The organism is Hartmannibacter diazotrophicus (assembly GCF_900231165.1).
GTDB lineage: Bacteria > Pseudomonadota > Alphaproteobacteria > Rhizobiales > Pleomorphomonadaceae > Hartmannibacter > Hartmannibacter diazotrophicus.
The window spans coordinates 4,641,425-4,664,479 of the sequence record NZ_LT960614.1 but is presented as its reverse complement, the minus strand read 5'-3'; the positions used below and the strand labels follow the sequence as shown (position 1 = coordinate 4,664,479).

23 protein-coding genes are annotated in these 23,055 nt (G+C 63.3%); 9 read left to right on the top strand and 14 right to left on the bottom strand.

The genetic code is table 11. From position 1 onward, the window contains the following. Positions 1-270: 270 nt before the first annotated feature. The 5 genes from HDIA_RS21605 to ettA form a co-directional block, all read right to left on the bottom strand. A complete protein-coding gene (locus HDIA_RS21605; protein WP_099558034.1) occupies positions 271-783 on the bottom strand; it encodes a cytochrome b in 513 nt (170 codons plus the stop codon). A gap of 155 nt (positions 784-938) precedes the next feature. Next, entirely contained in the window at positions 939-1,706 is a 768-nt protein-coding gene (gene tam, locus HDIA_RS21600; protein WP_099558033.1) for a trans-aconitate 2-methyltransferase, read from the bottom strand. Between the two features lie 202 nt (positions 1,707-1,908). Then, the gene (locus HDIA_RS21595; RefSeq protein ID WP_099558032.1) at positions 1,909-2,157 is read right to left on the bottom strand and encodes a hypothetical protein; all 249 of its coding nucleotides are present in this window, start codon (positions 2,155-2,157) and stop codon (positions 1,909-1,911) included. A 17-nt stretch (positions 2,158-2,174) separates the two neighbouring features. Continuing rightward, positions 2,175-2,636, bottom strand: coding sequence for a cupredoxin domain-containing protein (locus HDIA_RS21590; RefSeq protein WP_099558031.1), 462 nt, complete (start codon positions 2,634-2,636; stop codon positions 2,175-2,177). 317 nt (positions 2,637-2,953) lie between these two features. After that, the gene (gene ettA, locus HDIA_RS21585) at positions 2,954-4,612 is read right to left on the bottom strand and encodes an energy-dependent translational throttle protein EttA (RefSeq protein ID WP_099558030.1); all 1,659 of its coding nucleotides are present in this window, start codon (positions 4,610-4,612) and stop codon (positions 2,954-2,956) included. Positions 4,613-4,817: 205 nt separating this feature from the next. On the opposite strand from ettA, the gene HDIA_RS21580 reads away from it, so the two are divergent. Further along, positions 4,818-5,030, top strand: a complete 213-nt coding sequence (locus HDIA_RS21580) for a KTSC domain-containing protein (protein WP_157775769.1) — start codon at positions 4,818-4,820, stop codon at positions 5,028-5,030. A 268-nt stretch (positions 5,031-5,298) separates the two neighbouring features. Then, positions 5,299-6,915: an MBL fold metallo-hydrolase RNA specificity domain-containing protein gene (locus HDIA_RS21575; RefSeq protein WP_099558028.1), complete on the top strand. Its 1,617-nt coding sequence runs from the start codon at positions 5,299-5,301 to the stop codon at positions 6,913-6,915. A 40-nt stretch (positions 6,916-6,955) separates the two neighbouring features. On the opposite strand, the gene HDIA_RS21570 is transcribed toward HDIA_RS21575, so the two are convergent. Next, positions 6,956-7,360 carry a MerR family transcriptional regulator gene (locus HDIA_RS21570; RefSeq protein WP_099558027.1) on the bottom strand — a complete coding sequence of 135 codons (405 nt, stop codon included), beginning with the start codon at positions 7,358-7,360 and terminating at the stop codon, positions 6,956-6,958. A gap of 55 nt (positions 7,361-7,415) precedes the next feature. Here HDIA_RS21570 and HDIA_RS21565 point away from each other — a divergent pair, with 55 nt between their 5' ends. Further along, complete coding sequence (locus HDIA_RS21565; RefSeq protein WP_099558026.1) at positions 7,416-8,201, top strand: glutaredoxin family protein; 786 nt, start codon at positions 7,416-7,418, stop codon at positions 8,199-8,201. 54 nt (positions 8,202-8,255) lie between these two features. Here the strand turns inward: HDIA_RS21565 and HDIA_RS21560 are convergent, their stop codons facing one another. The 5 genes from HDIA_RS21560 to HDIA_RS21535 form a co-directional block, all read right to left on the bottom strand. Next, positions 8,256-8,540 (bottom strand): copper-binding protein, encoded by a 285-nt coding sequence (locus tag HDIA_RS21560; RefSeq protein ID WP_099558025.1) that lies wholly within the window; start codon positions 8,538-8,540, stop codon positions 8,256-8,258. Positions 8,541-8,562: 22 nt separating this feature from the next. Then, positions 8,563-9,051 (bottom strand): cupredoxin domain-containing protein, encoded by a 489-nt coding sequence (locus HDIA_RS21555; protein ID WP_099559080.1) that lies wholly within the window; start codon positions 9,049-9,051, stop codon positions 8,563-8,565. 42 nt (positions 9,052-9,093) lie between these two features. Continuing rightward, positions 9,094-10,449, bottom strand: a complete 1,356-nt coding sequence (locus tag HDIA_RS21550) for a multicopper oxidase family protein (protein ID WP_099558024.1) — start codon at positions 10,447-10,449, stop codon at positions 9,094-9,096. Between the two features lie 13 nt (positions 10,450-10,462). Further along, complete coding sequence (locus HDIA_RS21545; protein ID WP_099558023.1) at positions 10,463-11,929, bottom strand: TolC family protein; 1,467 nt, start codon at positions 11,927-11,929, stop codon at positions 10,463-10,465. 304 nt (positions 11,930-12,233) lie between these two features. Then, positions 12,234-12,641: a hypothetical protein gene (locus tag HDIA_RS21535; protein ID WP_099558021.1), complete on the bottom strand. Its 408-nt coding sequence runs from the start codon at positions 12,639-12,641 to the stop codon at positions 12,234-12,236. Between the two features lie 627 nt (positions 12,642-13,268). On the opposite strand from HDIA_RS21535, the gene HDIA_RS21530 reads away from it, so the two are divergent. From HDIA_RS21530 to HDIA_RS21510, 5 genes are all read left to right on the top strand, one after another. Then, positions 13,269-14,324 (top strand): ABC transporter substrate-binding protein, encoded by a 1,056-nt coding sequence (locus tag HDIA_RS21530; protein ID WP_099558020.1) that lies wholly within the window; start codon positions 13,269-13,271, stop codon positions 14,322-14,324. Between the two features lie 85 nt (positions 14,325-14,409). After that, complete coding sequence (locus HDIA_RS21525; RefSeq protein WP_099558019.1) at positions 14,410-15,309, top strand: ABC transporter permease; 900 nt, start codon at positions 14,410-14,412, stop codon at positions 15,307-15,309. Further along, complete coding sequence (locus HDIA_RS21520; RefSeq protein ID WP_099558018.1) at positions 15,306-16,091, top strand: ABC transporter ATP-binding protein; 786 nt, start codon at positions 15,306-15,308, stop codon at positions 16,089-16,091. Before HDIA_RS21525 ends, HDIA_RS21520 begins: the two co-directional genes overlap by 4 nt. 10 nt (positions 16,092-16,101) lie before the next feature. Further along, positions 16,102-16,962, top strand: coding sequence for a carbon-nitrogen hydrolase family protein (locus tag HDIA_RS21515; RefSeq protein WP_099558017.1), 861 nt, complete (start codon positions 16,102-16,104; stop codon positions 16,960-16,962). After that, positions 16,959-18,497, top strand: a complete 1,539-nt coding sequence (locus tag HDIA_RS21510) for an amidohydrolase family protein (protein ID WP_099558016.1) — start codon at positions 16,959-16,961, stop codon at positions 18,495-18,497. The genes HDIA_RS21515 and HDIA_RS21510 overlap by 4 nt, the downstream gene beginning before the upstream one ends. Positions 18,498-18,561: 64 nt before the next feature. Here HDIA_RS21510 and HDIA_RS21505 read toward each other — a convergent pair whose 3' ends face one another. After that, positions 18,562-19,650 carry a patatin-like phospholipase family protein gene (locus HDIA_RS21505; RefSeq protein WP_099558015.1) on the bottom strand — a complete coding sequence of 363 codons (1,089 nt, stop codon included), beginning with the start codon at positions 19,648-19,650 and terminating at the stop codon, positions 18,562-18,564. On the opposite strand from HDIA_RS21505, the gene HDIA_RS21500 reads away from it, so the two are divergent. Then, positions 19,639-20,466, top strand: coding sequence for a hypothetical protein (locus HDIA_RS21500; RefSeq protein ID WP_157775768.1), 828 nt, complete (start codon positions 19,639-19,641; stop codon positions 20,464-20,466). The genes HDIA_RS21505 and HDIA_RS21500 overlap by 12 nt on opposite strands. Here HDIA_RS21500 and HDIA_RS21495 read toward each other — a convergent pair. Next, positions 20,418-21,305: a hypothetical protein gene (locus HDIA_RS21495; RefSeq protein WP_099558013.1), complete on the bottom strand. Its 888-nt coding sequence runs from the start codon at positions 21,303-21,305 to the stop codon at positions 20,418-20,420. The genes HDIA_RS21500 and HDIA_RS21495 overlap by 49 nt on opposite strands. A gap of 99 nt (positions 21,306-21,404) precedes the next feature. Then, positions 21,405-23,042 carry an adenylate/guanylate cyclase domain-containing protein gene (locus tag HDIA_RS21490; RefSeq protein WP_157775767.1) on the bottom strand — a complete coding sequence of 546 codons (1,638 nt, stop codon included), beginning with the start codon at positions 23,040-23,042 and terminating at the stop codon, positions 21,405-21,407. Between the last annotated feature and the right edge of the window lie 13 nt (positions 23,043-23,055).

The window sequence follows — 23,055 nt, the reverse complement described above, 5'->3', positions numbered from 1 at the left end:
CCTGTTTCATTATCACAAATTCGTGAACAATTGAAAATGCGCCTCCGGAGCCGGAATCGCGTGCGGCAACGCACCAAATTCCGCGCCGCGCAGGAATTTCTCCATATGCGGCGAAGGATTGATGCGGCTTCAGGTCTATATGTTAGCGGAGAGCGGCGTCTGGACAATCCAGGGCGGCGCAAACATACCGTTCAACGATATCGGCATAATAAAGGGAGCCAGGTGCTGGACCCGGCTCCCTTGAGAACGGTGACGGTTGCCTGTGGCTTGTCAGTTCGGGCGGAGCATCCGCGTCAGGACGCCGTCCTTGAGCACATACTGGTGATAGAGGGCAGCGGCGGCGTGGACGACGATGAAGATGATGAAGACGGGTTTGCCCAACTCGTGAATCTCGCCCATCGAGTGAAACAGGTATTCCGCGATCAGGCCGGTAACCGGCATGCCGATCAGGAGCACGTAGAACAGGTGATGCATGGCCGTCGCCGCCTTCTCCAGAAGAGGGTTGCCTCCTTCCGGGGCGGCCGGGGCGCCATGCCGGACGCGGATCATCAGGCGCCACAGCGCCAGCACCAGCACGGCGACACCGACATAGATGTGCAGATCGGCCATCAGATAGTCCGTCGCCGTCGGCGTCTGGTTGTTGCGGAGCAACCAGCCGAGTCGGCCCATGCTTTCGCCGAAGACAAGCTGGAAGAGAATGAGGGCGGCGATGATCCAGTGGAGTGCGATCTGAAGCGCGCTGTAGGACGCGGGGCGGGGCGATGCGGCAGTCGCGGTCGTCATGGCAATACCTTCAAATTGACGGGGTCCCGCGCGGTGGCCGGGCTCCAGGACTCCCTGGGATGGTCACTTTGTAATCTGAACAATTCGAAAAACTATGCCGAAGCTGTCGCAAAATGTATCGGCGGCGCGGCCTTCGGGCGAGGATGCGAGGCGCGCTACGCCCTGGCGGCGATGATGAAGAGGCGGGGAAAGCGCAGGAGCACCTTGCCGTTGGCAAGCGGCGGGTAGGCCATGGCGACCTTGTGCCTGTAGGCTGTCAGAAACTGCTTTTGCTGCGTCTCGTCGAGTGGGTCGAGGAAGGGCTTGAGCCCGGTGCTTCTGACCCATTCCACGATCGCATCGGCGTCGGTCAGCGCGTGGTTGTAGACCGTGTGCCAGATGTCGATGACCTTGGCCTTCGGCAACAGGGCGTTGTAGTAGGTCCGCACCGACGGCAACGACGGACGAGCGGCATCCTTCAGGAGGCTCCAGAAGGGCATTTCGGCGGCCGTGTCGCGCATCAGGACGTGCACCGGCTCATCCATGTTGTCGGGCATCTGGACGGCAAGGACGCCGCCGGGCGCGAGCTTTCCCATCAGGCGGGTGAGCACGTCGACATGATCCGGCAGCCACTGGAATACCGCGTTGGCGAAGATGACGTCGACCGGGCCGTCCGGTTGCCAGTCCCTGGCATTGGTCTGCTCGAAGCGAACATCGGGGAGGCGGACGCGTGCCTTGGCCAGCATGTCGGGCGAGGTGTCGACGCCCGTCAGGTCGGCGTCCGGCCATCTGGCTCTCAGCAGTTCTGTCGAATTGCCCGGGCCGCAGCCGATGTCCACCACCCGCGCGGGCCGGTCGAGGGGCACCTGGGCGAGCAGGTCGCGTGCCGGACGCGTCCGCTCGCTTTCGAATTTGAGATACTGCGTCGCGGACCAGTCAGGCATGGCCAAGCTCCCGGGCGAATCGTTGCGCCCGATTGTGTCAGAGGCCACCGGTTTGTCACCCTCCGGTCCGGTCTGGCCGGAAGATCGGGTCGTGGCCTGCGACCGACATCGCAGTGAACGAAAGAACAAGGGCGACCCGAAGGCCGCCCCCGTCATCTGGAAAGGCGATGTGTCCGGAGCAGCCAGGCGCGCCGCCCGGCCGTCACTCCTTCTTCTTGCCGACCACCTCGAAGGATGCGTTCATGTCCATGTCGTACTGGCCGTCCTCGCAGAAGATGTCGTCGAGTTCATAGCCGTCGCCATCGGCCTCGATGTCGGCGGAATCGACCTGGCACTTCATGTCCGACAGGACGGCGTTGATCTTGTCGATCGACTCCTGCGGGATGTCACTGGCCATGGCCGAGGCCGGCAGAAGCACAAGAGCGCCGGCGAAAAGAGCTGTCCTCAACATTGTTTCCTCCCCCTTCGTTATTGGATCGAGAATTTCACACTCTGCGTGTCGCTGTGGGTGCCGGGGATGTGCAGGTCGAAGCGGCCCGGCTTGATGGCGATGAAAGAGATTTCCGCTGTGCCGGCGTCGTCGAATTCAAGGGAATCGATCGCCATCGGGCGGACCTCGATGTTGTTGATGACGATCTCGTTCAGCCAGACCGCGCGGAAGAACTCCGGCCCGGTGACCGCAAGCTCCGCCGACCCGTCCGCCGTGATCGCGATCGTGTAGTAGGCGCCGGACTGGAGCTTGATCGTTCCTTCGCCCGCATAGAGCGGCTTGCCGGAAGAAAGCGTCAGCTCGATCGTCTCGCCGCGGTTGCACTTGGCAAGAAGGCCCGCGAAGCCGAGATCCTTGCCGCTGCAAAGCGGTTCGGCATTGGCCGATCCGGCGAAGGCGCAAGCGGCCAATGCCGCCATAGCGGCGGTCAATGTCTTCATCGTGGTTCTCCCTCCAACGTCACCGGAAATTCGGTGCTTCATGTTTCAGGGCACGCCGGTCCACGGCGGACAAAGGCTGAATAAATTCAATCCCTTTACCCGTGCCCCCTGCCACTTTGTGGAGGTAACCGAGCCATAAGTTGTGCGGAATGGTCAAGTTACAGCTTGGTAAGGCTGTCGCCGGCCCAACTCGCCGATCCGCGATACGGTCGATCCCGGGAGGTCCGGAGCGGCGTGCGGCCGCCGCTTCGTTCGTCGCGACAAACGAAAACGGGCGGCCCCTGGGCCGCCCGCCGTCACGTCATGATACCGCCTGCTCAGCGCGTCAGCGGCTTGTACTTGATCCGGTGCGGGTTCAGCACTGCGTCCGGGCCAAGCCGGCGCTTCTTGTCTTCCTCATAGTCCTCGAAGTTGCCCTCGAACCATTCCACATGGCTGTCGCCCTCGAAGGCGAGGATGTGGGTGGCGAGGCGGTCGAGGAACATACGATCGTGGCTGATGACCACGGCGCAGCCGGCGAATTCCTCCAGCGCGTCCTCAAGGGCGGCCAGCGTCTCGGTGTCGAGGTCGTTGGTCGGTTCGTCGAGGAGGAGCACGTTGTTGCCGGCCTTCAGCATCTTGGCCAGATGCACGCGGTTGCGCTGGCCGCCGGAGAGCGTGCCGACCTTCTGTTGCTGGTCGCCGCCCTTGAAGTTGAAGGCGCCGCAATAGGCCCGCGAGTTGATCTCGCGCTTGCCGAGCGTGATCACGTCGAGGCCGCCGGAGATTTCCTCCCAGACGGTCTTGTTCGGGTTAAGGCTGTCGCGGCTCTGGTCGACATAGCCGAGATGCACCGTCTCGCCGATCTTGATCTCGCCGACGTCGGGTTTTTCCTGGCCGGTGATCATGCGGAACAGCGTCGTCTTGCCGGCGCCGTTCGGGCCGATGATGCCGACGATGCCGCCGGGGGGAAGCTTGAAGGAAAGGTCGTCGATCAGCAGGCGGTCGCCGTAGCCCTTGGAGAGGTGGTCGACCGCGATGACGTTGTCGCCAAGACGCTCGCCGGCCGGGATGACGATCTGCGCCTGGCCGGTGGCCTGACGTTCCTCGGACTTCCTGACCAGTTCGTCATAGGCCTGAATACGCGCCTTCGACTTGGTCTGGCGGGCCTTGGGCGAGGCGGCCATCCACTCGCGTTCCCGCATGAGGGCCTTCTGGCGGGCCTCATCCTCGCGGCCCTCCTGCTCCATGCGCTTGGACTTCTTTTCCAGATAGGCCGAGTAGTTGCCCTCGTAGGGAATGCCGCGGCCGCGGTCGAGCTCCAGGATCCAGCCGGTGACATTGTCGAGGAAGTAGCGGTCGTGGGTGACGATCAGCACGGAGCCCTTGAACTCGCGCAGGTGCCTTTCGAGCCAGGCAATCGTCTCGGCATCAAGGTGGTTGGTCGGCTCGTCAAGGAGCAGCAGATCCGGTTCCGACAACAACAGCTTGGCGAGCGCGACGCGGCGCTTCTCACCGCCTGAAAGCGGCGCCACGTCGGCATCGCCGGGCGGGCAGCGCAGCGCGTCCATCGCCATCTCCACCTTGGAATCGAGGTCCCAGAGATCTTCCGCATCGATGACGTCCTGGAGCTTGGCGGCCTTCTCGGCGTTTTCGTCCGAGTAGTCCATCATCAGCTCGTTGTACTGGTCGAGAATCGCCTTCTTCTTGGCGACACCCTCCAGGACGTTCTCGAAGACGGTCTTCGAGGCATCGAGCTGCGGCTCCTGCGGCAGGTAGCCGACGGTCGCGCCCTCGGCAACCCAGGCATCGCCCGACCATTCCTTGTCGAGGCCGGCCATGATCTTCAACAGCGTCGACTTGCCGGAGCCGTTGGGGCCGAGCACGCCGATCTTGGCGTCCGGGTAGAATTGCAGATGGATGTTGTCGAGGACCTTCTTGCCCCCGCCATAGGCCTTGGTGAGGCCGTGCATATAGTAGATGAACTGGCGAGCCATGAGCCGTCCTGAATTTTCGAATGCGTTGTCGCGGGATGGGCGCCCTTCTATCGCGCCCGGCCGGCCAGTGGAAGCAAAATCGGGAATGACTGCATTTTTTCGCTGATCGCGGAGGCGAATTCGCTTACTCTTCGATAGCGGCATTTCTTGCCGGAATTCCCACGGCTGGGGGGCATGGGTTGGCGAGAAAGAGGTGCGAATGCTAGTGCGGCGCTACGCAATCAAGTCGAAGATCATTTCCTCCGTCCGATACAGCCGCATCTCCGGCGAACTGACCCTCAATTTCGCCAATGGCAAGGCCTACCGCTACTCCCGGGTTCCGCACAGTGTCGTCCAGTCGCTGCTGAAATCGGCCTCGCCGGGTAGCTTCTTCATCGAGCAGATCCGGGACCAGTATCGCCGCAGAGAGGTGCGGTGAGGCAAGGCTGGAAATCTGCGCTTGATGTTGACTGAAGCGACAGGCCCGGAGGGACGCGTCTCCGGGTTCAAAGACTTCATTGACTACAGTCTGGTCATGCGCCGCGTGTGAAACGGGCGTGCGGACGAATTCCGGTTTCCGCCCTCGCCGTTCGTAGCAACGTCCAGAATTGTCCTTACTGGTGAAGGTCCGCGATCTCGACTACCGTACACGTGTCCCTTGCGGCTGCGTCGGGTAGCTATTTCAACCCTCTCTAGGAAGATGCAGCATGGCCGTGTCGACATCGCCTTCTCCCGATCCGATCCTGACGTTCCATGGCGCCGCCCGGGCGGTGACGGGGTCCTGCTTCCGGCTGGAAACGGGGCAGGGGCAGGTTCTGATCGACTGCGGGCTGTTCCAGGGTTCGAAGACGGAGAAGGAGCTCAACTACCGCCCCTTTCCCTTCGATCCCCGGCAGATCGATGCGGTGGTCCTGAGCCACGCGCATATCGACCATTCGGGGCTGTTGCCGAAGCTGACCCGCCATGGGTTCGAGGGGACGATCCACGCCACCCCGGCGACGATGGATCTCTGCGACGTGATGCTGGCCGATTCCGCGCATATCCAGGAAATCGAGGTCGAGCAGTATAACCGGCGTGCCGCCAGACGCCGCCGGGGCAAGGTCACGCCGATCTACACGATCGCCGATGCCACCGCCTGCCTGAAGCAGTTCACGCCGCAGCGGATCGGTGACTGGTTCGATGTGATCCCGGGCCTCAGGGCCAGGTTCTGGAACGCGGGGCATCTGCTTGGATCGGCCTCCATCGAGGTCGAACTCATCTGTCACGGTGCGTCGCCCACGCGGCTCCTGTTCTCCGCCGATATCGGGCCGGATCACAAGCTGCTGCAATCCGACCCCGAGGGGCCGAGCGGCATCGACTACCTCGTTTGCGAATCCACCTACGGCGACACGGACCGGATCGACGCCAGCGCGAAACACCGGCGGGCCATGCTGGCCGAGGAGGTGCGTGCGGCGATGAACCCCGACGGCGCGCTTCTGATCCCGTCCTTCGCGGTCGAGCGCGCGCAGGAATTCATCAGCGATCTTGCTCAGCTGATGGCCGAAGGCACGCTGCCGGCAATCCCGATCTATGTGGACAGCCCGCTTGCGACGCGCGCGACCGAGGTCTTCGCGCGCCATGCGCGGGAGCTTGAAGGCGGCGCCAATCTCACGCGCGGGATCAGGTCGGACCACCTCCATTTCACGGAGACGCGCGAGCAGAGCATCGCACTGGACCAAGTGCGGGGGTTCCATATCGTCATCGCAGCCTCGGGGATGTGCGAGGCGGGCCGCATCCGGCACCGGCTTCGGAACTGGATCTGGCGCGAGGAGGCGACGGTCCTCCTCACCGGGTACCAGGCCGAGGGAACGCTTGGCCGGATCCTCCAGAACGGTGCTCAGACGGTCCGCATCCAGGGCGAAGAGTTCTCCGTCCGGGCGAGGATCCGGTCGATCAACCTCTATTCGGGGCATGCGGATGGCCCGGAACTGGTGCAGTGGGTCCGGGAAAGGCTTCCGCTGCGGCATGACCTCTTCCTGGTGCACGGCGAACCGGACGCCATGGATGCGCTGGCAGGCCGGCTGGCCGGCACGGTCGCGCCGGACCATATCCGCCGTCCCGTACTGGACGAAGGCTTCAGCCTGACGGAGACCGGCGCCCGCTCGCTCTCCATCTCCACGCCGCCAAGGCTTCCACCGGAAAAGATCGCGCGGCTGGACTGGCACAACGACCTGTCGGAACTGATCCTCGACATCAACGAGGCGATGTCCGGCGCCGCGGACGAGCGGTCACGCGACGCCCTGGTGCGTCGCTTGCGGCGCGCCATCGAAGACGAGGGCCGATAAACAGTCGGTCGCGATGACCGCCGCCTTCAGCCGAAAACTCTCACGGATCGAAGGACTTCAGGATCGGGCATGGCCCGGAGGTCCCATCGGCGCATTCGGAAATCAGCCTTTGAAGCGAGGCGCGCGTCTGTTCCAGGTCCACAATCCTCCTGTCCAGCTGGACCAGCCGCTTTTCGGCCAGTGCCCTGGCCGCATCGCGATCCTGTCCTGAATCGAGGGCGAGGAGTTCGCGGATTTCTTCCAGGGTGAAGCCGGCCGTCTGGGCCTGCCGGATGAATCGCAGGCGCTGGACATCCTCACGGCCATATCGGCGCACGCCCTGATAGTGCGGGGGCGTCGGAAGAAGGCCCTTCCGCTGATAAAAACGCACGGTCTCGACGCCGACATTTGCCGAAGCCGCGAATTTTCCGATCGTGAGGTTTTCCGGGTGTTGACTCCGTACCATGGTACGGAACTTATGGTGCTGCCAACACTTTCACAAGAGAGAGGAGAATGTGAAAATGTTGGACCAGACTTCCCGGACAACCAGCCGCAGGGCGATCCTCTATCGCATGGTGATGGACGCCCACACCTGCCCGTATGGCCTCAAGGCCAAGGACCTTCTCGAACGGTCGGGCTACAAGGTGGAGGACCGTCACCTTGCATCGCGCGAGGAAACCGACGCCCTGAAAGCGAGGCTCGGCGTTTCGACGACACCGCAAATCTTCATCGGTGACGCCCGCATCGGCGGTTATGACGATCTCAGGCAGTATCTCGGCAAATCCGTCGCCGACCCGAAGGCGACCACCTACCGGCCCGTGATCGTGCTTTTCACGTTGATGGCACTCACCGCCATGGCAACAAGCCAGGCCGCGCTTGGATCGCCGTTGACCGTGCGTGCGGCAGAGTGGTTCATCGCCTTTTCGATGGTCGCGCTCGCGATGCTGAAGCTCCAGAATGTCGAGAGCTTCTCGACCATGTTCCTGAACTACGACCTGCTCGCCAAACGATGGGTGCCTTACAGCTACGTCTATCCCTATGCCGAGGCGTTTGCGGGCGTCCTCATGGTCGCCGGGATCTTCAACTGGCTTTCCGTTCCGATCGCGCTTTTCATCGGAACGATCGGGGCGGTCTCCGTTTTCAAGGCGGTCTATATCGACAAGCGGGAGCTCAAATGCGCCTGCGTCGGCGGCTCCAGCAACGTGCCCCTGGGCTTCATTTCTCTCACGGAGAATTTGATGATGATCGCCATGGCGATCTGGATGGCGTTGCCGGCACTGGGTTTGACCGCCGCGCATGCGATGTGAGCGACATTGGCGATGGACGGGCCGCACCGGACTCCGGCGCGGCCCATCCGGCTGTTACTTCACTTCGGTGACGGTCAGCTTGCCCTCGACGCGATCGGCGACGAATTCGATCTTGGCCCCTTCCGTCAGTTGGGCGAGCAGGGCCTCGTCCTTGACGCGGAAGACCATCGTCATGGCGGGCATGTCCAGCGACTTCAGCTCCTCGTGGATCAGGGTCACCTTCTTGGCCTTGAGATCGACCTTCTTCACGGTGCCCTTTGTGAATTCGGTTGCCGAGGCAGCCGTCACGGCCGCCAGCGAGAGTGTGGCCGCCACTGCGATCTGAATGATCCTGTTCATCCTCGTTTCCTTTCCTGAGCGATTACTTCTTGGCGACAGTCACATCGCCATGCATGCCGGCGGCATAGTGGCCGGGGATGAGGCAGGCGATCTTGAAGGCGCCCGCGTTCTTGAACTTCCAGACGATTTCGCCCGTTTCGCCGGGCGCAAGCCGGATCGAATTCGGGTCGTCGTGTTCCATCTCGGGGAACTTCTCCATCAGGGCCTTGTGGTCCATGATCTTGTCGTGATCGTCGAGGATGAACTCGTGATCCGTCGCCCCGTCGTTCCTGACTGAAAAGACGACCGTCTGTCCCTTGCGCACGGCGAATTCCTGCGGCGAGAAGACCATCTTGCCGTCGTCCGTCTCCATCATCGTGACGTGAAACGTCGCGGTGGCCTGCGCCTTGTCGCCCGGCTCGCCGACCGCCATCATTTCTCCATGGCCGCCGGCATGAGAGCCCGTCGCCAAGGCGGGAAAGGACGAGATCGACGCAAGGAGAAGTCCGGCAAAAACTGTCTTGATGTTCATGTTCATTTTGATGTCCGTTGCTGTGAGTTGAAATCGTGGCGTTCAGCCGTGGTCGTTCGGCTTGGGCGTAAGCTTGGTCGTCGCATCGCCAGCCTTGACCGGTTCGGGAAGCGAGCCCGTCCATTCATAGGCTTGCGTGCCGGGCGGGTTCTCGTACCAGCCGGGGTCGCTGTAATTGTCCGCCGCCAATCCCTCGCGGACCTTCACGACCGAGAACATGCCGCCCATCTCGATGGGGCCGTGCGGCCCCCAACCGGTCATCATGGGCACCGTGTTGTCCGGCAGTTCCATTTCCATTTCGCCCATGTCGGCCATGCCGGCCGTGCCCATGGGCATGTATTCCGGCTGGATCTTGCGGATTTTCTGCGTGACCTGCCGCTTGTCGACACCGATGAAGGTCGGAACGTCATGTCCCATGGCATTCATAGTGTGGTGCGACTTGTGGCAATGGATCGCCCAGTCGCCCTCGTATTTCGCGTCGAACTCGTAGGCGCGCATGGCGCCGACGGGGATGTCGATCGAGACCTCCGGCCAGCGCGCCTCCGGGCGCACCCATCCGCCATCGGTGCAGGTCACTTCGAAGTCGTAGCCGTGCATGTGGATCGGATGATTGGTCATGGTGAGGTTGCCCACCCGCACCCGCACGCGATCGTTCTTCGAGACCACCAGCGGATCGATGTCCGGAAAGAGGCGGCTGTTCCAGGCCCAGAGATTGAAGTCCGTCATTTCCATGACGCGCGGGACATAGGTTCCCGGATCGATGTCGAAGGCGTTCAGCAGGAAGACGAAGTCGCGGTCGACCCGCATGAAGGCGGGGTCCTTGGGATGCACGACGAAGAAGCCCATCATCCCCATCGCCATCTGCACCATCTCGTCGGAATGCGGGTGGTACATGAAGGTGCCGGACTTGATGAGATCGAACTCGTAGACGAAGGTCTTGCCGACGGGGATGTGCGGCTGGGAAAGGCCGCCGACCCCATCCATGCCCGAGGGCAGGATCATGCCGTGCCAGTGAATGGTCGTATGTTCGGGCAGCTTGTTGGTGACGAAAATCCGGACACGGTCGCCCTCCACCGCCTCGATGGTCGGGCCCGGCGACTGGCCGTTGTAGCCCCAGAGATAGGCCGTCATGCCCTCGGCCATTTCCCGCTCCACCGGTTCGGCGACGAGGTGGAATTCCTTGACGCCGTTGTTCATCCGATGGGGCAGTGTCCAGCCGTTGAGCGTGACGACGGGATTGTAGTCGGGGCCCGAACTTGGCCGCACCGGCGACTGCGTCGCGGCCGTATCCATGATGGCCGCTTCCGGCAGGCCCATGTTGGCCGTGTTCGCCCACGCGGTCGAGGAGACCAGGGCTGCGCTGGCGCCAGCGCTGAAGAGCTGTCTTCTGTTCAGCATCGTTGGTTTCCTTTCAATGACCGCCGCCGCTGTCGCCGCCGGCGACTGCGACCTCCGCTCCCGCTGACACGGCTCCCGCTCCGCCGCCATAGACGGCGGGCAGGAGATCGGCTTCGGCGAGCCAGAAATCCCGCTTCGCGTTGACGGCCATGAGGGTGGAATTCACCCGGTCGCGGCTGTCGGCGAGCAGTTCGAAGGTGTTGGTGATCATGCCGTTGTAGGTGAGGAGCGATTCCTCCTCGATCTTCGATCGAAGGGGCACGACGCTGTTGAGGTAGTGGCGTGCGATGTCGTTCGTCGACCGGTAGGCCTGATAGGCGGAACGCGCCTCGGAGCGGATGTTGACCGCCTTCTCGGCAAGAAGGTTCGCCGCCCGCATGTAGGCCACTTCCGATTTGCGAAGGCGCGCGCGCCCTGAATCGAAAATGGGAATGACGAACTCGAGTTCGACGTCACCGGTCGTCCTCGTTTCCACCCCGTGGTCCTCACGGTCGCGTTCGGTTTCAAAGCCGGTGAGGAGTTCGAGATCGGTGACGAAGCGTGTGGCCTTCGTCAGCCGGTAGGATCTGGCCGTTGCCTCAAGGTCCAGCTTTGCCATCTGGAGGTCGATGCGCTTTTGCAGGGCCTCGCGCTCGATGAGGTCGCGCTTCATCAGCCTCTTTGGCAGGCGGGGCAGGCTATTCGGTATCCGGTAGTCGATATCGGCGCCCCAAAGGCCCATGAGGCGGGTCAGCCTTTCCTTGGCAAGGCGCGCTTCCAGTCTGGCCTTTGCCGCCTGCGCGGCGAGTTCGGCATGGAAGACGTGCTCTCTGGCCTGACCGGCCTTCGTCAGCGATCCGGCCTCGCCGAGTTTTTGCGCCAGTTCCGAGGCCGCATCGGCGGTTTCAAGGGCTTTGTTCAACTGCGCGACAGTTTCCCATGCCGCGACCGCCTCGATCCAGGCGCGCCGCGTTTCCGCCGCGAGTTGCAGGGTCTGGAGAGCGGCTGCGCGTTGCGCCTTCCAAAACGAGGCATCGGCAATCTCGGCCGTCTGCTTGCGGGTCGCAAACGCCAGGAGATTGCTGGCAATCACGCCCTCGACCGACTTGAAGGCTTCAAGGCCCGGCGTTCCGATCCCGGTCAAGCCGATGCCGACCTTGGGATTGACCAGCATCGTCGACTGCCAGGCATCGGCCGCCGATGAGCCGAGGTCGGCATAGGACGCCTGAAGCCCCTTGTTGTTGAGCAGGGCGACCTGAACCGCGGTCTCGACGTCGATGGTCTTTCGATCCATCAGCGCCTTGACGCGCCCCGATATGACCTGTGCCTCCTCGCGACTCTGGATCCAGACCGTCTGCTTTCCCGTCGCGTTCGCGGTCTGCCGCGACACGTGGAAGAAGCCGGCATCCGCCGAGGCGTATTCGCTTGCCGAGATGCAGCCGGTGAGGAGGAAAGGCGATGCCAGTGCGACGAGCGCCAGACGCATGCGAGCGGCCATCATGAGCCGTCTCCCTGCGGTCGCTGCGCATCGTTCTGACCGCGCCATGGATTGGGGTCGACCGGAACACGGTGCACATAGCCGGAAACGGGGCTTGCATATCGCAACGGCCGGATGCCGCTGGCGGGGTCTGAAGGATCTGTCCCGTCAAGAACGACAGGCGCACTGGCGCCGCAGCCGCCCAAGATGATGGGCAGTGCGATCAAGGCACAGATTTTGTTCATTGAGAAATCCGAATAGGTACTGCAAAGGCGCGGCGGACATCATCCGGCCGTGCGCGTTCTTGCCTGACGGCAGAAGCACCTGTTCAGATTTTGGGGGGCCTGTTCAGAAGCGGAGCGTGGCCCAGCGCCTTGCTGTCGTCGAACCGGAACCGGATCGACGACCGGCGCAGCATTCCAGCATCCGTCTCAGTCATGGCGACATCGATACCGAAACAGAAATCGCCGCAGCAATCGGAGCGCTGGTTTTCGCCCCGATCACAGTCCTCCGGGGACTGTGCCGCGGCCGCATCATCGTCAACCGCGATGGCGGCTTCGCCGTGAGCATGATCATGACCGTCCTGGACGATGCTCTGTACCGGCTGAACGGCAAATCCGGCTTCGTGCAAGGCTGCGCCGGCGTTCGCGATGGGGTACCCCACCAGCGAAACGACGATCGCCAGTTGGAAGACCAGGACGATCTTGCCAAGGAGTTCGCGAAGCACGGTTTGCATGCAGAATCAATTAGCATCGGTGCGCAGCAAGAGCAATTCCCAATCGGCAGAGCCGGGTTTGCGACCGGGGATCATCCCGGGAAGATGGCTCGATCCGAGGGACTTAGGGCCGTTTCAGGGGGTGCTGCGGTTCGGCATTTCGGCGTTGGCGACAAGGCATGCGACTGTCAGAGCATCGCATCGGCTTTCGCAGGCGGCTCCCCGACGTCTCAACCGGCAGGAGCAGGGTTTCGTTCTCTGGGACCCTTCCAGGAAAATTCCGCCCCGCGAGAACCGGCGATCATGACCGCCGGCCAGGATGCATCGATCAAGGCTATGTCTGAAAATTGGGCATGCCTTCGATTAATCCTTGGCCAAATCGGTGCCTCCTTCCGATCCACCTCGGAGGCGAAGGGAGGATCGTTCGCCGAATCAAGCCGCCCGAGCAAGTGGCACGTGCTTTGCTGGTCATTTGGCAGCGCAGAGTTACCACGCTCTTCCGGGTTGGCGTGCCCATCGTTCTGGACTCCGAACAGAGGCTGGATTTGCGATGGACTTATCGGCCTCCCTTGGCTTTCGCCTGCACCTTTTTGCCGGATGCCTATCGCCAGCCTGTTCGGGTCCGCACAGTCTTCGACTGGAGGAACCATGTGCGATCGTGACGGAACTTTCTACAAGCGCTTCAATCGTCGCAATTTTCTGAAGACCACTGCCGCCGGAACGACGGCCCTTGCGTTGCCCGCCCATCTGGCCGCGCTGCTGAGCCCGAAGCCCGCCTTCGCCGCGACGACCGTGAAGGCAACGCACGGGACCGGCTTCTGCAACATGGGCATCTTCCTCGCCAAGGAGCGCCATCTGGCCGCGGCCGACGGGGTCGAGATCGAATTCGTCGTGACGCCGTCGAACACCGAGATCACCACGATGTTCGGCGCCGGCCTCGTCGACATGTCGATGATCCCCTATTCGAATTTCATGACGCTCTACGATGCCGGCGCCCCGGTGAAGATCATCGCCGGCGGCGGTGTCGGCGGCTGCATCATCGTGGCGCGCGAGGGCATCAATTCGGCCGAGGACCTGAAGGGCAAGACGCTCGGCACCTTCCAGGCCGACACGCTCGAAGTGCTGCCCTACGACTATCTGAAGAAGGCCGGCTTCACCTTCGGCGACGTCGACATCAAGTATCTCAACACCTCGCCCGAACTCGCGCAGGCCTTCATCGCCGGCGCGCTCGACGCCATCTGCCATATCGAGCCCTATGCGACGGAATGCGTGCGCAGCCGGCCCGGCGCGAAGATCCTGTCCGACGGCAGCGACGTCTACGGCGCGAACTATTCGGACTGCGTGCTCGCCGCCCGCACCCCCCTGATCGAGGAGAATCCCGCCGCCGTGAAGGCCGTGATCAAGGCCCTTCTCGTCGCCCAGCACCAGGCGGAGACCGATCGCCAGGCGGCGCTCAATGAGATGGTCGGCCTTTACTACAAGACCTCCATGGAGGCGGCCGAGAACGCGCAGTCCAAGCAGCCGCTGATGGCCGATCAGCGCAACCAGACCCAGTTCATCATCGATCGCGGCCAGTCCATGATGGAACTCGGCTACGTCAAGAAGCTGCCGGACGACGGCGCCTTCGACTGGTCGCTGCTCGAGGCGGTCATCGCCGAAAACCAGGAGCTTTATGCGTCGCTTCAGCTGAAGTCCGCCGCCTGATGCTTCCGCAGCGCCCGCCGGCGACTTCGTCGCTGCGGGCGCTCGTCTCACCCCGGTAACCACCATCGAGACCTCGGGAGCAGCCATGGCCATGAGCGGCGACATCCCGGTCAAGGGCGTTCAGCGCGCGCTGTCCTGGCCCAAAGACCTGTCCAAATCCACCAAGGCGCGCATCAAGGGCGTTTTCTGGAGCATCGCCTCTGTCGGCCTCTTTGCCGGCCTTTGGGAACTGCTCTGGGCGCTTGGCTATGCCAATCCGCTGCTGCTGCCGCCTCCACACCTGTTTCTGCAGGACATCCCCGGCACGCTGGCCTTCTTCGCCTATGACAACACGATCGGCAGCCGCAGCAGCGGCGGGGGCATCGGCGCGCTGCTGCTCACCATGGGCTGGACGACCATGCGCGTCGTGCTCGGCCTTGTCATCGGTTTTACCGCCGGCGTCGCGACCGGTGCGGCGATCCACTATTTCGCGATTGCCCGCAATCTTCTCCTGCCGACGATCCTGCTGCTGGCGCCGATCTCTCCCGTCGCCTGGCTGCCGGTGGCGATCTTCGTCTTCGGCATCGGCGACGTGCCGGCGGTCTTCCTCGTGGTCATCACTGTCTATTTCGCCATCGTGCTCTCGACAGTCTCGCAGATCGAGAGCGTGCCGAAGAACTACATCCACGTCGCGCGGATCATGGGCGCGAGCCAGCGCCAGACCTTCTGGCGCGTTGTCCTGCCGGCGATCCTGCCCTCTCTCTTCCTGACGCTGCGGCTCAATCTCTTTGCCGCGTGGATGGTGGTGCTGATCGCCGAAGCCGTTGGCGTTGGTTCCGGACTTGGCCAGATCACCTCCATGGCGCGGGCGACCTTCAACTCCAAGCTCGTCTTCTTCACCATGGCGATTATCGGCCTGCTCGGCTTCAGCTTCGATTTCGCCCTGCGCCAGGTGCAGAAAAAGCTGCTCTGGTGGGTGGCGCCGAACGGGGGAGGGGCCCGATGAGCGCGGCCGCCCTCAGCCTCAGGAATGTCTCGAAAGTCTGGCGTCCGGAAGGCCGCCCCCCGGTCGAGGCGCTCCGCAACTTCTCGCTCGACATCGCACCCGGCGAGTTCGTGGTCTTCCTCGGGCCCTCCGGCTGCGGCAAGTCCTCGCTGCTCTACATGATCGCCGGACTTGAGGAGATTTCCTCCGGCGCCATCGAGCAGCATGGCAAGCCGATCACCGGGCCGTCGGCCGAGCGCGGGCTCATCTTCCAGGAGGCTTCGCTCTTTCCCTGGCTGACGATCCTCGACAACGTCGCCTTCGGCCTTTCCATCAAGGGCCAGAGCACGGCGTCGCGGCGGGCGGCTGCGGCGGAAATCCTGCGCTCGGTCGGTCTTGGCGACATGCTGGAGAAGAAGCCGGACGAACTCTCCGGCGGCATGCGCCAGCGGGCGGCCTGTGCACGGGCGTTGGCGCTGCGGCCCGAGATCCTGATGATGGATGAGCCCTTCGCGGCGCTCGACGTCCAGACCCGCGCCAAGATGCAGGACTTCCTGCTGCAGCTTTGGCGGGATAGTGGCGCGTCCATCGTGCTGGTGACCCACTCCATCGACGAGGCGATCGCGCTTGCCGACCGGGTGGTCGTCTTCACGGCCCGTCCGGGCCAGGTGAAGACGATTATTCCGATCGACCTGCCACGACCACGGCCGACGCGCGATCCGCGCTACCACGAACTGCGCGACCAGTTCATGGATCTTCTCGCCGATGAAGTCGACCGCGCCTTCGCCGAGCAGGAGGCCTGAGGCACTCGCGATGGATGATCAGGTGTGCATTGGCGCGGTGTCGGTCGGCCCCGCGGACGGGAGCGGTCCGTCTCTTCCGGATACGGTCACCGTTACCGTCGCGGAGCTTTCACGGCGCGGGGCGGATGTCGTCATCCTGCCGGAGCTGTTCGCGCGGCCCTATGTGGCGGGCGACGATCCGATCCGCTGGCGTCATCTTGCCGAGCCGCTCGACGGGCCGACGGTCCGCTGGGCCGAGAGGCTTTCGAACGAGACCGGCGTCGCGCTGCTCTTCGGCATGGCGCTCGAAGCGGGTTCCGGCCTGCCGCTCAACGCGGCCGTTCTCGTGCGTCCCGGTAGCAAGCCGGAGGTCGCCGGGACCAAGATCCACCTGCCGCCAGCCGCCAGCGGAGCTTTCGGAGAGGGCGATCACTTCTCTCCCGGCCCGCCCGAAGTTGGCATTGTGGAGATCGCCGGCATCCGGCTTGCCGTCGTCATCTGTTACGACCGCCGGTTTCCCGAATGCTGGCGCCTTGCGGCATCCGGCGGGGCGGAGGTGGTCGCGGTTCTCGTTGGCGGACCGGCCGATGGCGATCCGGACGGCCTCTTCGCGGCGGAACTGCGCACCCATGCCCGGGCGAATGCGGTCTACGCCATTGCCGCGTCGCGCTTCGGGACCGAAACGCTGACCGGACATGCCGTCCGCCACGACGGCGAAACGCTCGTCGTCGGCCCCGATGGCGCGGTGCTGTCGCAAGCGCCGGCGGGCGGCTCCGTCCTCGCCACGATCATCAAACAGGACCTTGAACGGGCGCGCGCCTTCAATCCCACAGCCGCGCGCCTGCGTCTTCCCTCATTCGGTCAATGCTCTCACAAGGAACAAGAAACATGACAGATCTGATCGTTCAGGCCCGCTGGGTCGTTACCGGCATCGCCGACCGCCATACGCCAAATGTCATCGACGACGGCGCCGTGCTGTCGCGCGACGGCGAGATCGTGGCCGTCGGCACGCTCGCCGAGATGAAGGCGCTGAGCCCCGAGGCGGCGGTGGAGGTCTTCCGCGATCACGCCATGCTGCCGGGCTTCGTCAACAGCCACCATCACGTCGGCCTGACGCCCCTGCAACTCGGCTCGCCTGACTACGCGCTGGAACTCTGGTTCGCGAGCCGCATTCCGGGCCGCAAGATCGACCTTTATCTCGATACGCTTTATTCGGCCTTCGAAATGATCGCCTCCGGCGTGACGACGGTGCAGCATATCCACGGCTGGATGCCCGGCGGCTTCGACGTCATTCACGGGGCGGCGACGAAGGTGCTCGACGCCTATCGCGCGATCGGCATGCGCGCCTCCTATTGCTATGCGGTGCGCGAGCAGAACCGGCTGGTCTACGAGGACGACGCCGCCTTCTGCGCGCGCCTGCCGAAGCCGCTGGGCGAGGAGCTTGCGGCCTATCTCAAATCGCAGGCGATGCCGTTCGAGGACTTCCTGCGTCTCTACGACGTGCTGAGCGCGGAGAATGGCGGCGAGCGTCTGACACGCATCCAGCTTGCGCCGGCCAATCTGCACTGGGTCAGCGACGATGGCCTGCTGGAGATCGAGAAGAAATCGAAGGCCACCGGCTCGCCGATGCACATGCACCTGCTGGAGACCGCCTACCAGAAGGAATATGCCAAGCGGCGCAGCGGCAAGACGGCGGTTCGCCATCTCTACGACCTCGGCTTGCTCAGCCCGCGCATGACGCTGGGCCACGGTGTCTGGCTCAACGAGGAAGACATCGAGATCGCGGCGCACACGGGCACCTGCGTCTGTCACAACTGTTCTTCAAACTTCCGCCTGCGGTCGGGCATCGCGCCGCTCAACCGATTCGAGGCGAAGGGGATCAACGTCGGCATGGGGCTCGACGAAGCCGGCATCAACGACGACCGCGACATGCTTCAGGAACTGCGGCTGGTTCTGCGGGCGCACCGGGTGCCGGGCATGGAGGACGACGATGTTCCGACCTGTTCCCAGGTGGTGCGGATGGCGACCGAGGGCGGCGCGAAGACCACGGCCTTCGGCGAAACCATCGGCAAGCTTGAGGCGGGACGCCTGTTCGACGCTGTGATGATCAACTGGACGAAGACGACCTATCCCTACCAGGATCCGGACATTCCGATGCTGGACGCGCTGGTTCAGCGGGCCAAGACCAATGCGGTCGACGCCGTCTTCATCGGCGGCGAAAAGGTCTATGCAGACGGTCGCTTCACCAGGATCGACCGCGACGCGGTGCTGGAGGAAATCGCGCAGACGCTGGCGAAGCCCCGCACAGCGGAGGAGATCGCGCGCCAGACGCTCGGACGTAGCGTCTTCCCCCACGTGAAGGCCTTCTACGACGGCTATATCAGCGAAGAGCACACGCCGTTCTACGGGCAGTCGTCACGGATCTGAGAGGCATCGCCGACCTGGTTCTGGGGTGATGGTCTTCAACCGTCGCCCCAGCCAAATCCCTGTGTCAGAGGTAGCGCGCGGCGATATCGACCGTGGAGGCCACGCCAATCCGGTCATAGCTCGTTCGCAGCCACTCGTCGGCCTTCTGGCGCCCCCTGTCGCGAAGCTGCGTCAGCGCCGTCCAGTCGGCGTTCAGCTTGCTTGCAACGCCGAGCTTCATCATCGTCTCTTCGTCGGAAATGCCGTGCAGGAAGACCTGCTTGAGCCCAAGCTCCATGGTGGGGTGAGTTTCGATGAGACTGTTGACGAAGGCAATCGCACGCATCTCCCGCATCAGCGAGGAGTTGAAGCTGATCTCGTTGATCCGATTGAGGATGTCCATCGCGGTCATCGGGATATCCTCCCGCTCGATCGGGTTGATGTGAACGACGAGGACGTCCGGCGTCTCGCATCCGTAGATGAGCGGGAAGATGGCCGGGTTGCCCATGTAGCCGCCGTCCCAATAGGCCTCGCCATCGATCTCCACGGCCTGGAAGAGCAGCGGCAGGCAGGCGGAGGCGAGAATTGCGTCGACAGAGAGATCGTCGTTGGCAAAGACCTTGACCTTGCCGGTGCGCACATTGGTGGCGCAAATGCTGAGCTTGAGGGGGCACCTTTCGCTTTTCACGACGTCGAGATCGAAGGACTGCTTCAGTACCGACTTCAGGGGATTGATGTTCGCCGGATTGAACTGGTAGGGCGACATCAGCCGGGTCATCAGATCGAAGAGGACGAAGGCCGGAGAATTTTCCAGCGACTTGGTGCCCATCAGCCGATCGAAGAGACTTGGCTGCAAGGGTCCGAAGGCCGCCGCACTGCTGACGCGGCGCCAGAAATTGGCAAGGGCCTCCTGCGCCCCGCGCCGTCCCCCCTCGGTCAGGCCATAGGCCATGACGGCTGCGTTCATGGCGCCGGCGCTGGTGGCGACAACGCCCTCGAAGGAGAGATGCTCCTCGTCCAGCAGCCGGTCGAGGACGCCCCAGGTGAACGCGCCGTGGGCGCCGCCGCCCTGCAGGGCGAGATTGAGGGTCTTTTTCTGGCGGGCCATGCCGGAGGACGTCGTGGACGCGGTCTTGCCGTGTCTGCGCCTGGAGATGTCGGCATGGCGGTTCATGTGTTCCTCCCCCAGAAGGCCAACCCGGGCCCCCGTCATGACGCGCGCGAAGATCGCCCAGGCTTCTTTGAGCCAGTTCCACCCGCGATTTTTGTTCTATGCGGGGGGATGAGGCGGCCGGTGCGCCATACCCCAGCCGTGGCAGGGCGCTTCATCGATTTTGCCATGCCTACGGGGCATCGTCGAACGGGTTTCCTCTGTGCCGACAATGATCGATGTCGTATTTTGAGCAGCATGCAGAGGCGGTTCAATGAACAGTGCGCGTGCGTTCTGCAGGGCATTTTCAAGATATTGCGACAAATTTCCAAGAGCTTAGAGGGGCGGCTTGGAATGAACATCGAAGAGGTGTTTTGGTCGCAGATTGATCTTTTTTACCATCTGAAGCAGGAAAGTTGCATTCGTTATACGAAAGATATTGATCAGCACTATGGCCTGGATGAGCAACCGAGCGAGGATACAGGCTTCAGCGCTGAATTGCTCGATGGGATGGATGAAATGAAATCGTCCGCTCTAATGTTCATCCGATTTCATGCCGTCGAAATGCTGCTCACCGTTCTCTTGGGCGGTCATCCGCACGGGCCAGTTCCACGGTTTGCCAGGAAGTTCTTCGGCTCGAAATTCGATGTGGCGGTGCAGTCCGTAGCTTGTAAGGAGATACCGGCCACACTCGGGATTCGCGGTATTACGAACTACGACAAATGGATAACAGCTAAATTCTGGGCCGAAGCCGGTGTTTTTGGCAGATATGCGTCCGCTATGGCGGTGGTTCAGCCGAAGAAATGCGAGACGTCGAAACCGTCGACGAGCGCCGTTTGAGTGCCGATCGCGGTGACATCTCCTCCGACGTCGATCGATCCGCCGTCGGACGCGTCGAACACGATCTCGGTCGTCTGCACGAGGGTGTTCTGGACGATGTTGAAGATGTCGACGTCCAGATGTTCGATGTCGAGGAACAGGTTGACCGCTCCCTCGTCTCCACCGTGGAGCAATTGCCCGATCATCCCCTGCAAGGCGCCTGCGTCACGGAGGTCGCCATCGCTCCAGCCAAGTTCGTCACCGCAGCAGCAGGGGTGCGATCCGCCCTGGTCATGCGCTTCGGGAGTGCCGGCATCCGCGGGAGTCGGTGCGACCTGATGAGGCGCCGACCCGCCCGGATGAGGCGCCGAAGCGACGTTGGCGCCGCCGGAAGCAGGTTCGCCCTGGTGATGCGCCGGGGCGATGTCCGTTCTGCCGGCATCCAACGGCGCGAGAGAGGGCATGCCCGACTGACCGTGCGGGCCCGAGGCTATCGGCGCCGCCGCATCGTCGGGCTCGGCGTCCGGACCGCTGCTCGGAGCCGCTGAGCCGTGGGCCGGTGCTCCGGATGTCTGAGGGGAGGAGTCCGGCAGGCCGGACTCTTGCCGCGGGTCGGGCTCGTTGTGCTGCACCGGTGCCTGATCGAGCTGGTCGTGGACCTGCTTCGGTCCTCCGCCGGTCTTGGCGCTCGCGGCGTCCGGCGTGTGCGGCGGCTCGTCATTGTGCCCTTCGTCGAAGGTCCATGGATTGCCGTCGTGCCTGGCGTTGCCGATCTCGTGGTTCGGCACATCGTCACGCCAACGGCGCTCCGACTGCTCTGAGTCGTTCACATGGTGATGGTTGGGGGCTTCGTTTTTCATCGTCAGGCCTCCGGATCGGAAAAAGCGCTGGAACGATCGGAACCGGCGCGGTCATTTCTTTCCTGTAAGGCCATTGCGAGCGACGGACTGTGACGAGCGTCACAGATCTTTCCGGTTTCGGTAGTTTCTCATCGTCAATCCGGCGACGCCGATGAAATGCTGTCGTTCGGTCTCCGTCGGGATTGCATCGGCCACGGTATCGACGAGCTCGATCATGTCGATGGCGCAGAGGGCCGCACGCGCGACCAGAACCGGCGCCACGGGCCCCACGTGAAGGGTCAGGATCTTCGCAAGGTCGGCAACGAATTCGTCGGGAATGAGCGTTGTCGCCAGCACTTGCTCGATCGGTTCGTCACTCGTCGATGTGGGGTCGTACTCAGGTTCCGCCGTGTCTGCCGAGGCCGTGTCTGCCGGAGCCATTTCTGGGGGAACTGTTGGCCCGGTCGATCCCGAGAATGCCATCGCTATCGAGGTCAATGGCTGCACCAAAGTCAGCAACTGCGAGTCCGCCGGTGGCCTGTGGGGTGGCGGTTGCGGCTCCGGCGCGCGGGATTGAGGCCCTTCGGCCTCTGTCTCGTCGGGCTCTGGCGGCGCGGCCGCGGGCGCTGGCGATGACACTTCGACTGGCTGCCCGGCTTGCCGGTGCGACTGTCCGGCCGGGGGCTCGATCGACTTCGCCTCGGCTTGCGGCTCCAGCGGCACATCTTCGCCGTAGTAGCCCTCGATCGGAAAACTGTCGGAGGGAAAATCGTCAGCAGAGAATTCGGGAACCGAAGGCAAGCGACCCCGGCTCTCGATTTCGGGCGGGTGTGCCTCTTCCGGCACTGCATCGCCAGGTTCCTCGGTCGGACCGATGGAAGCGTCTATTTTTTCAATGTCCTGATGTCTGGATGGAGCCGCCGCCGATGGTTCCCGGTGCGAGGCATCCTCCTCGGCCGACGCGACGTCATCGACCGACGCGGCCGGGGTCTCGACCGGCACTTGCTCCGGCTCAGGTGACTTCAGTGGTTCGGCTGCACGGGGCGGCGGTGCCGCCGGTTCGGGCGTGTCTCTGGCCGCGGGGGAGCCGGAGATCGCGCCGGCAACGCCCGCTTCGATCTGTCTTTCGGCGATACGCTGAACAGACGCGCGCATTGCGGCACGCATCGTATGGTTCAGTTCATCCGTCGCGGCTGTGGTCTCGTTGGACGCTTCGACGTCAACGAGGATGTCGAACGCCTCGATCCGGCGGGGACTGTGCTTGAGGGCGAGGACGCCTCTTTCGCTGAAGGTCGCGTTGATACGGGGGGCGACCGTCTCCATCACCGGGCCGGAAATCAGGATGCCTCCCGGATTGGCCTGGCTCTCAAGGCGCGCCGCGATCACCAGGGTTTCGCCGAATGGTTGCTCCTCATGGAACAGAACTTCTCCGAGGTGGATGCCGATGCGCAGGCGCAAGGTGCGCAACTGCGGGGCGCTGAGCAGGCGGCGCTGGGTCTCCAGCGCGCACCGCACCGCATCCACGGTGCTCTCGAAGAGCGCGAAGATGCCGTCGCCGGGCAGTCCGAACAGCCAGCCTCCATGCAGCGCCAGCTCTTCCCGCGCGATCCGCCGCATCGTCCAGATCGTTTCCAGCGTGCTGGTCTCGTCGATCGACACCATGCCACCGAAATTCGCGACATCGGCCGCCATGACAGCGCGCAGACGTCGACGTCGCGGGCTGACTGCTGGAGGAATGGCTGGTGGCGCATCGGTCATAGCCGGATCCGTC

Excerpts from the sequence above, each read along its gene's own strand:
- HDIA_RS21605 (WP_099558034.1), bottom strand. The coding sequence starts at position 783 with ATGACGACCGCGACTGCCGCATCGCCCCGCCCCGCGTCCTACAGCGCG.
- tam (WP_099558033.1), bottom strand. The coding sequence starts at position 1,706 with ATGCCTGACTGGTCCGCGACGCAGTATCTCAAATTCGAAAGCGAGCGG.
- HDIA_RS21595 (WP_099558032.1), bottom strand. The coding sequence starts at position 2,157 with ATGTTGAGGACAGCTCTTTTCGCCGGCGCTCTTGTGCTTCTGCCGGCC.
- HDIA_RS21590 (WP_099558031.1), bottom strand. The coding sequence starts at position 2,636 with ATGAAGACATTGACCGCCGCTATGGCGGCATTGGCCGCTTGCGCCTTC.
- ettA (WP_099558030.1), bottom strand. The coding sequence starts at position 4,612 with ATGGCTCGCCAGTTCATCTACTATATGCACGGCCTCACCAAGGCCTAT.
- HDIA_RS21575 (WP_099558028.1), top strand. The coding sequence starts at position 5,299 with ATGGCCGTGTCGACATCGCCTTCTCCCGATCCGATCCTGACGTTCCAT.
- HDIA_RS21570 (WP_099558027.1), bottom strand. The coding sequence starts at position 7,360 with ATGGTACGGAGTCAACACCCGGAAAACCTCACGATCGGAAAATTCGCG.
- HDIA_RS21565 (WP_099558026.1), top strand. The coding sequence starts at position 7,416 with ATGTTGGACCAGACTTCCCGGACAACCAGCCGCAGGGCGATCCTCTAT.
- HDIA_RS21560 (WP_099558025.1), bottom strand. The coding sequence starts at position 8,540 with ATGAACAGGATCATTCAGATCGCAGTGGCGGCCACACTCTCGCTGGCG.
- HDIA_RS21555 (WP_099559080.1), bottom strand. The coding sequence starts at position 9,051 with ATGAACATCAAGACAGTTTTTGCCGGACTTCTCCTTGCGTCGATCTCG.
- HDIA_RS21550 (WP_099558024.1), bottom strand. The coding sequence starts at position 10,449 with ATGCTGAACAGAAGACAGCTCTTCAGCGCTGGCGCCAGCGCAGCCCTG.
- HDIA_RS21545 (WP_099558023.1), bottom strand. The coding sequence starts at position 11,929 with ATGATGGCCGCTCGCATGCGTCTGGCGCTCGTCGCACTGGCATCGCCT.
- HDIA_RS21535 (WP_099558021.1), bottom strand. The coding sequence starts at position 12,641 with ATGCAAACCGTGCTTCGCGAACTCCTTGGCAAGATCGTCCTGGTCTTC.
- HDIA_RS21530 (WP_099558020.1), top strand. The coding sequence starts at position 13,269 with ATGTGCGATCGTGACGGAACTTTCTACAAGCGCTTCAATCGTCGCAAT.
- HDIA_RS21525 (WP_099558019.1), top strand. The coding sequence starts at position 14,410 with ATGGCCATGAGCGGCGACATCCCGGTCAAGGGCGTTCAGCGCGCGCTG.
- HDIA_RS21520 (WP_099558018.1), top strand. The coding sequence starts at position 15,306 with ATGAGCGCGGCCGCCCTCAGCCTCAGGAATGTCTCGAAAGTCTGGCGT.
- HDIA_RS21515 (WP_099558017.1), top strand. The coding sequence starts at position 16,102 with ATGGATGATCAGGTGTGCATTGGCGCGGTGTCGGTCGGCCCCGCGGAC.
- HDIA_RS21510 (WP_099558016.1), top strand. The coding sequence starts at position 16,959 with ATGACAGATCTGATCGTTCAGGCCCGCTGGGTCGTTACCGGCATCGCC.
- HDIA_RS21500 (WP_157775768.1), top strand. The coding sequence starts at position 19,639 with ATGGCGGTTCATGTGTTCCTCCCCCAGAAGGCCAACCCGGGCCCCCGT.
- HDIA_RS21505 (WP_099558015.1), bottom strand. The coding sequence starts at position 19,650 with ATGAACCGCCATGCCGACATCTCCAGGCGCAGACACGGCAAGACCGCG.
- HDIA_RS21495 (WP_099558013.1), bottom strand. The coding sequence starts at position 21,305 with ATGAAAAACGAAGCCCCCAACCATCACCATGTGAACGACTCAGAGCAG.
- HDIA_RS21490 (WP_157775767.1), bottom strand. The coding sequence starts at position 23,042 with ATGACCGATGCGCCACCAGCCATTCCTCCAGCAGTCAGCCCGCGACGT.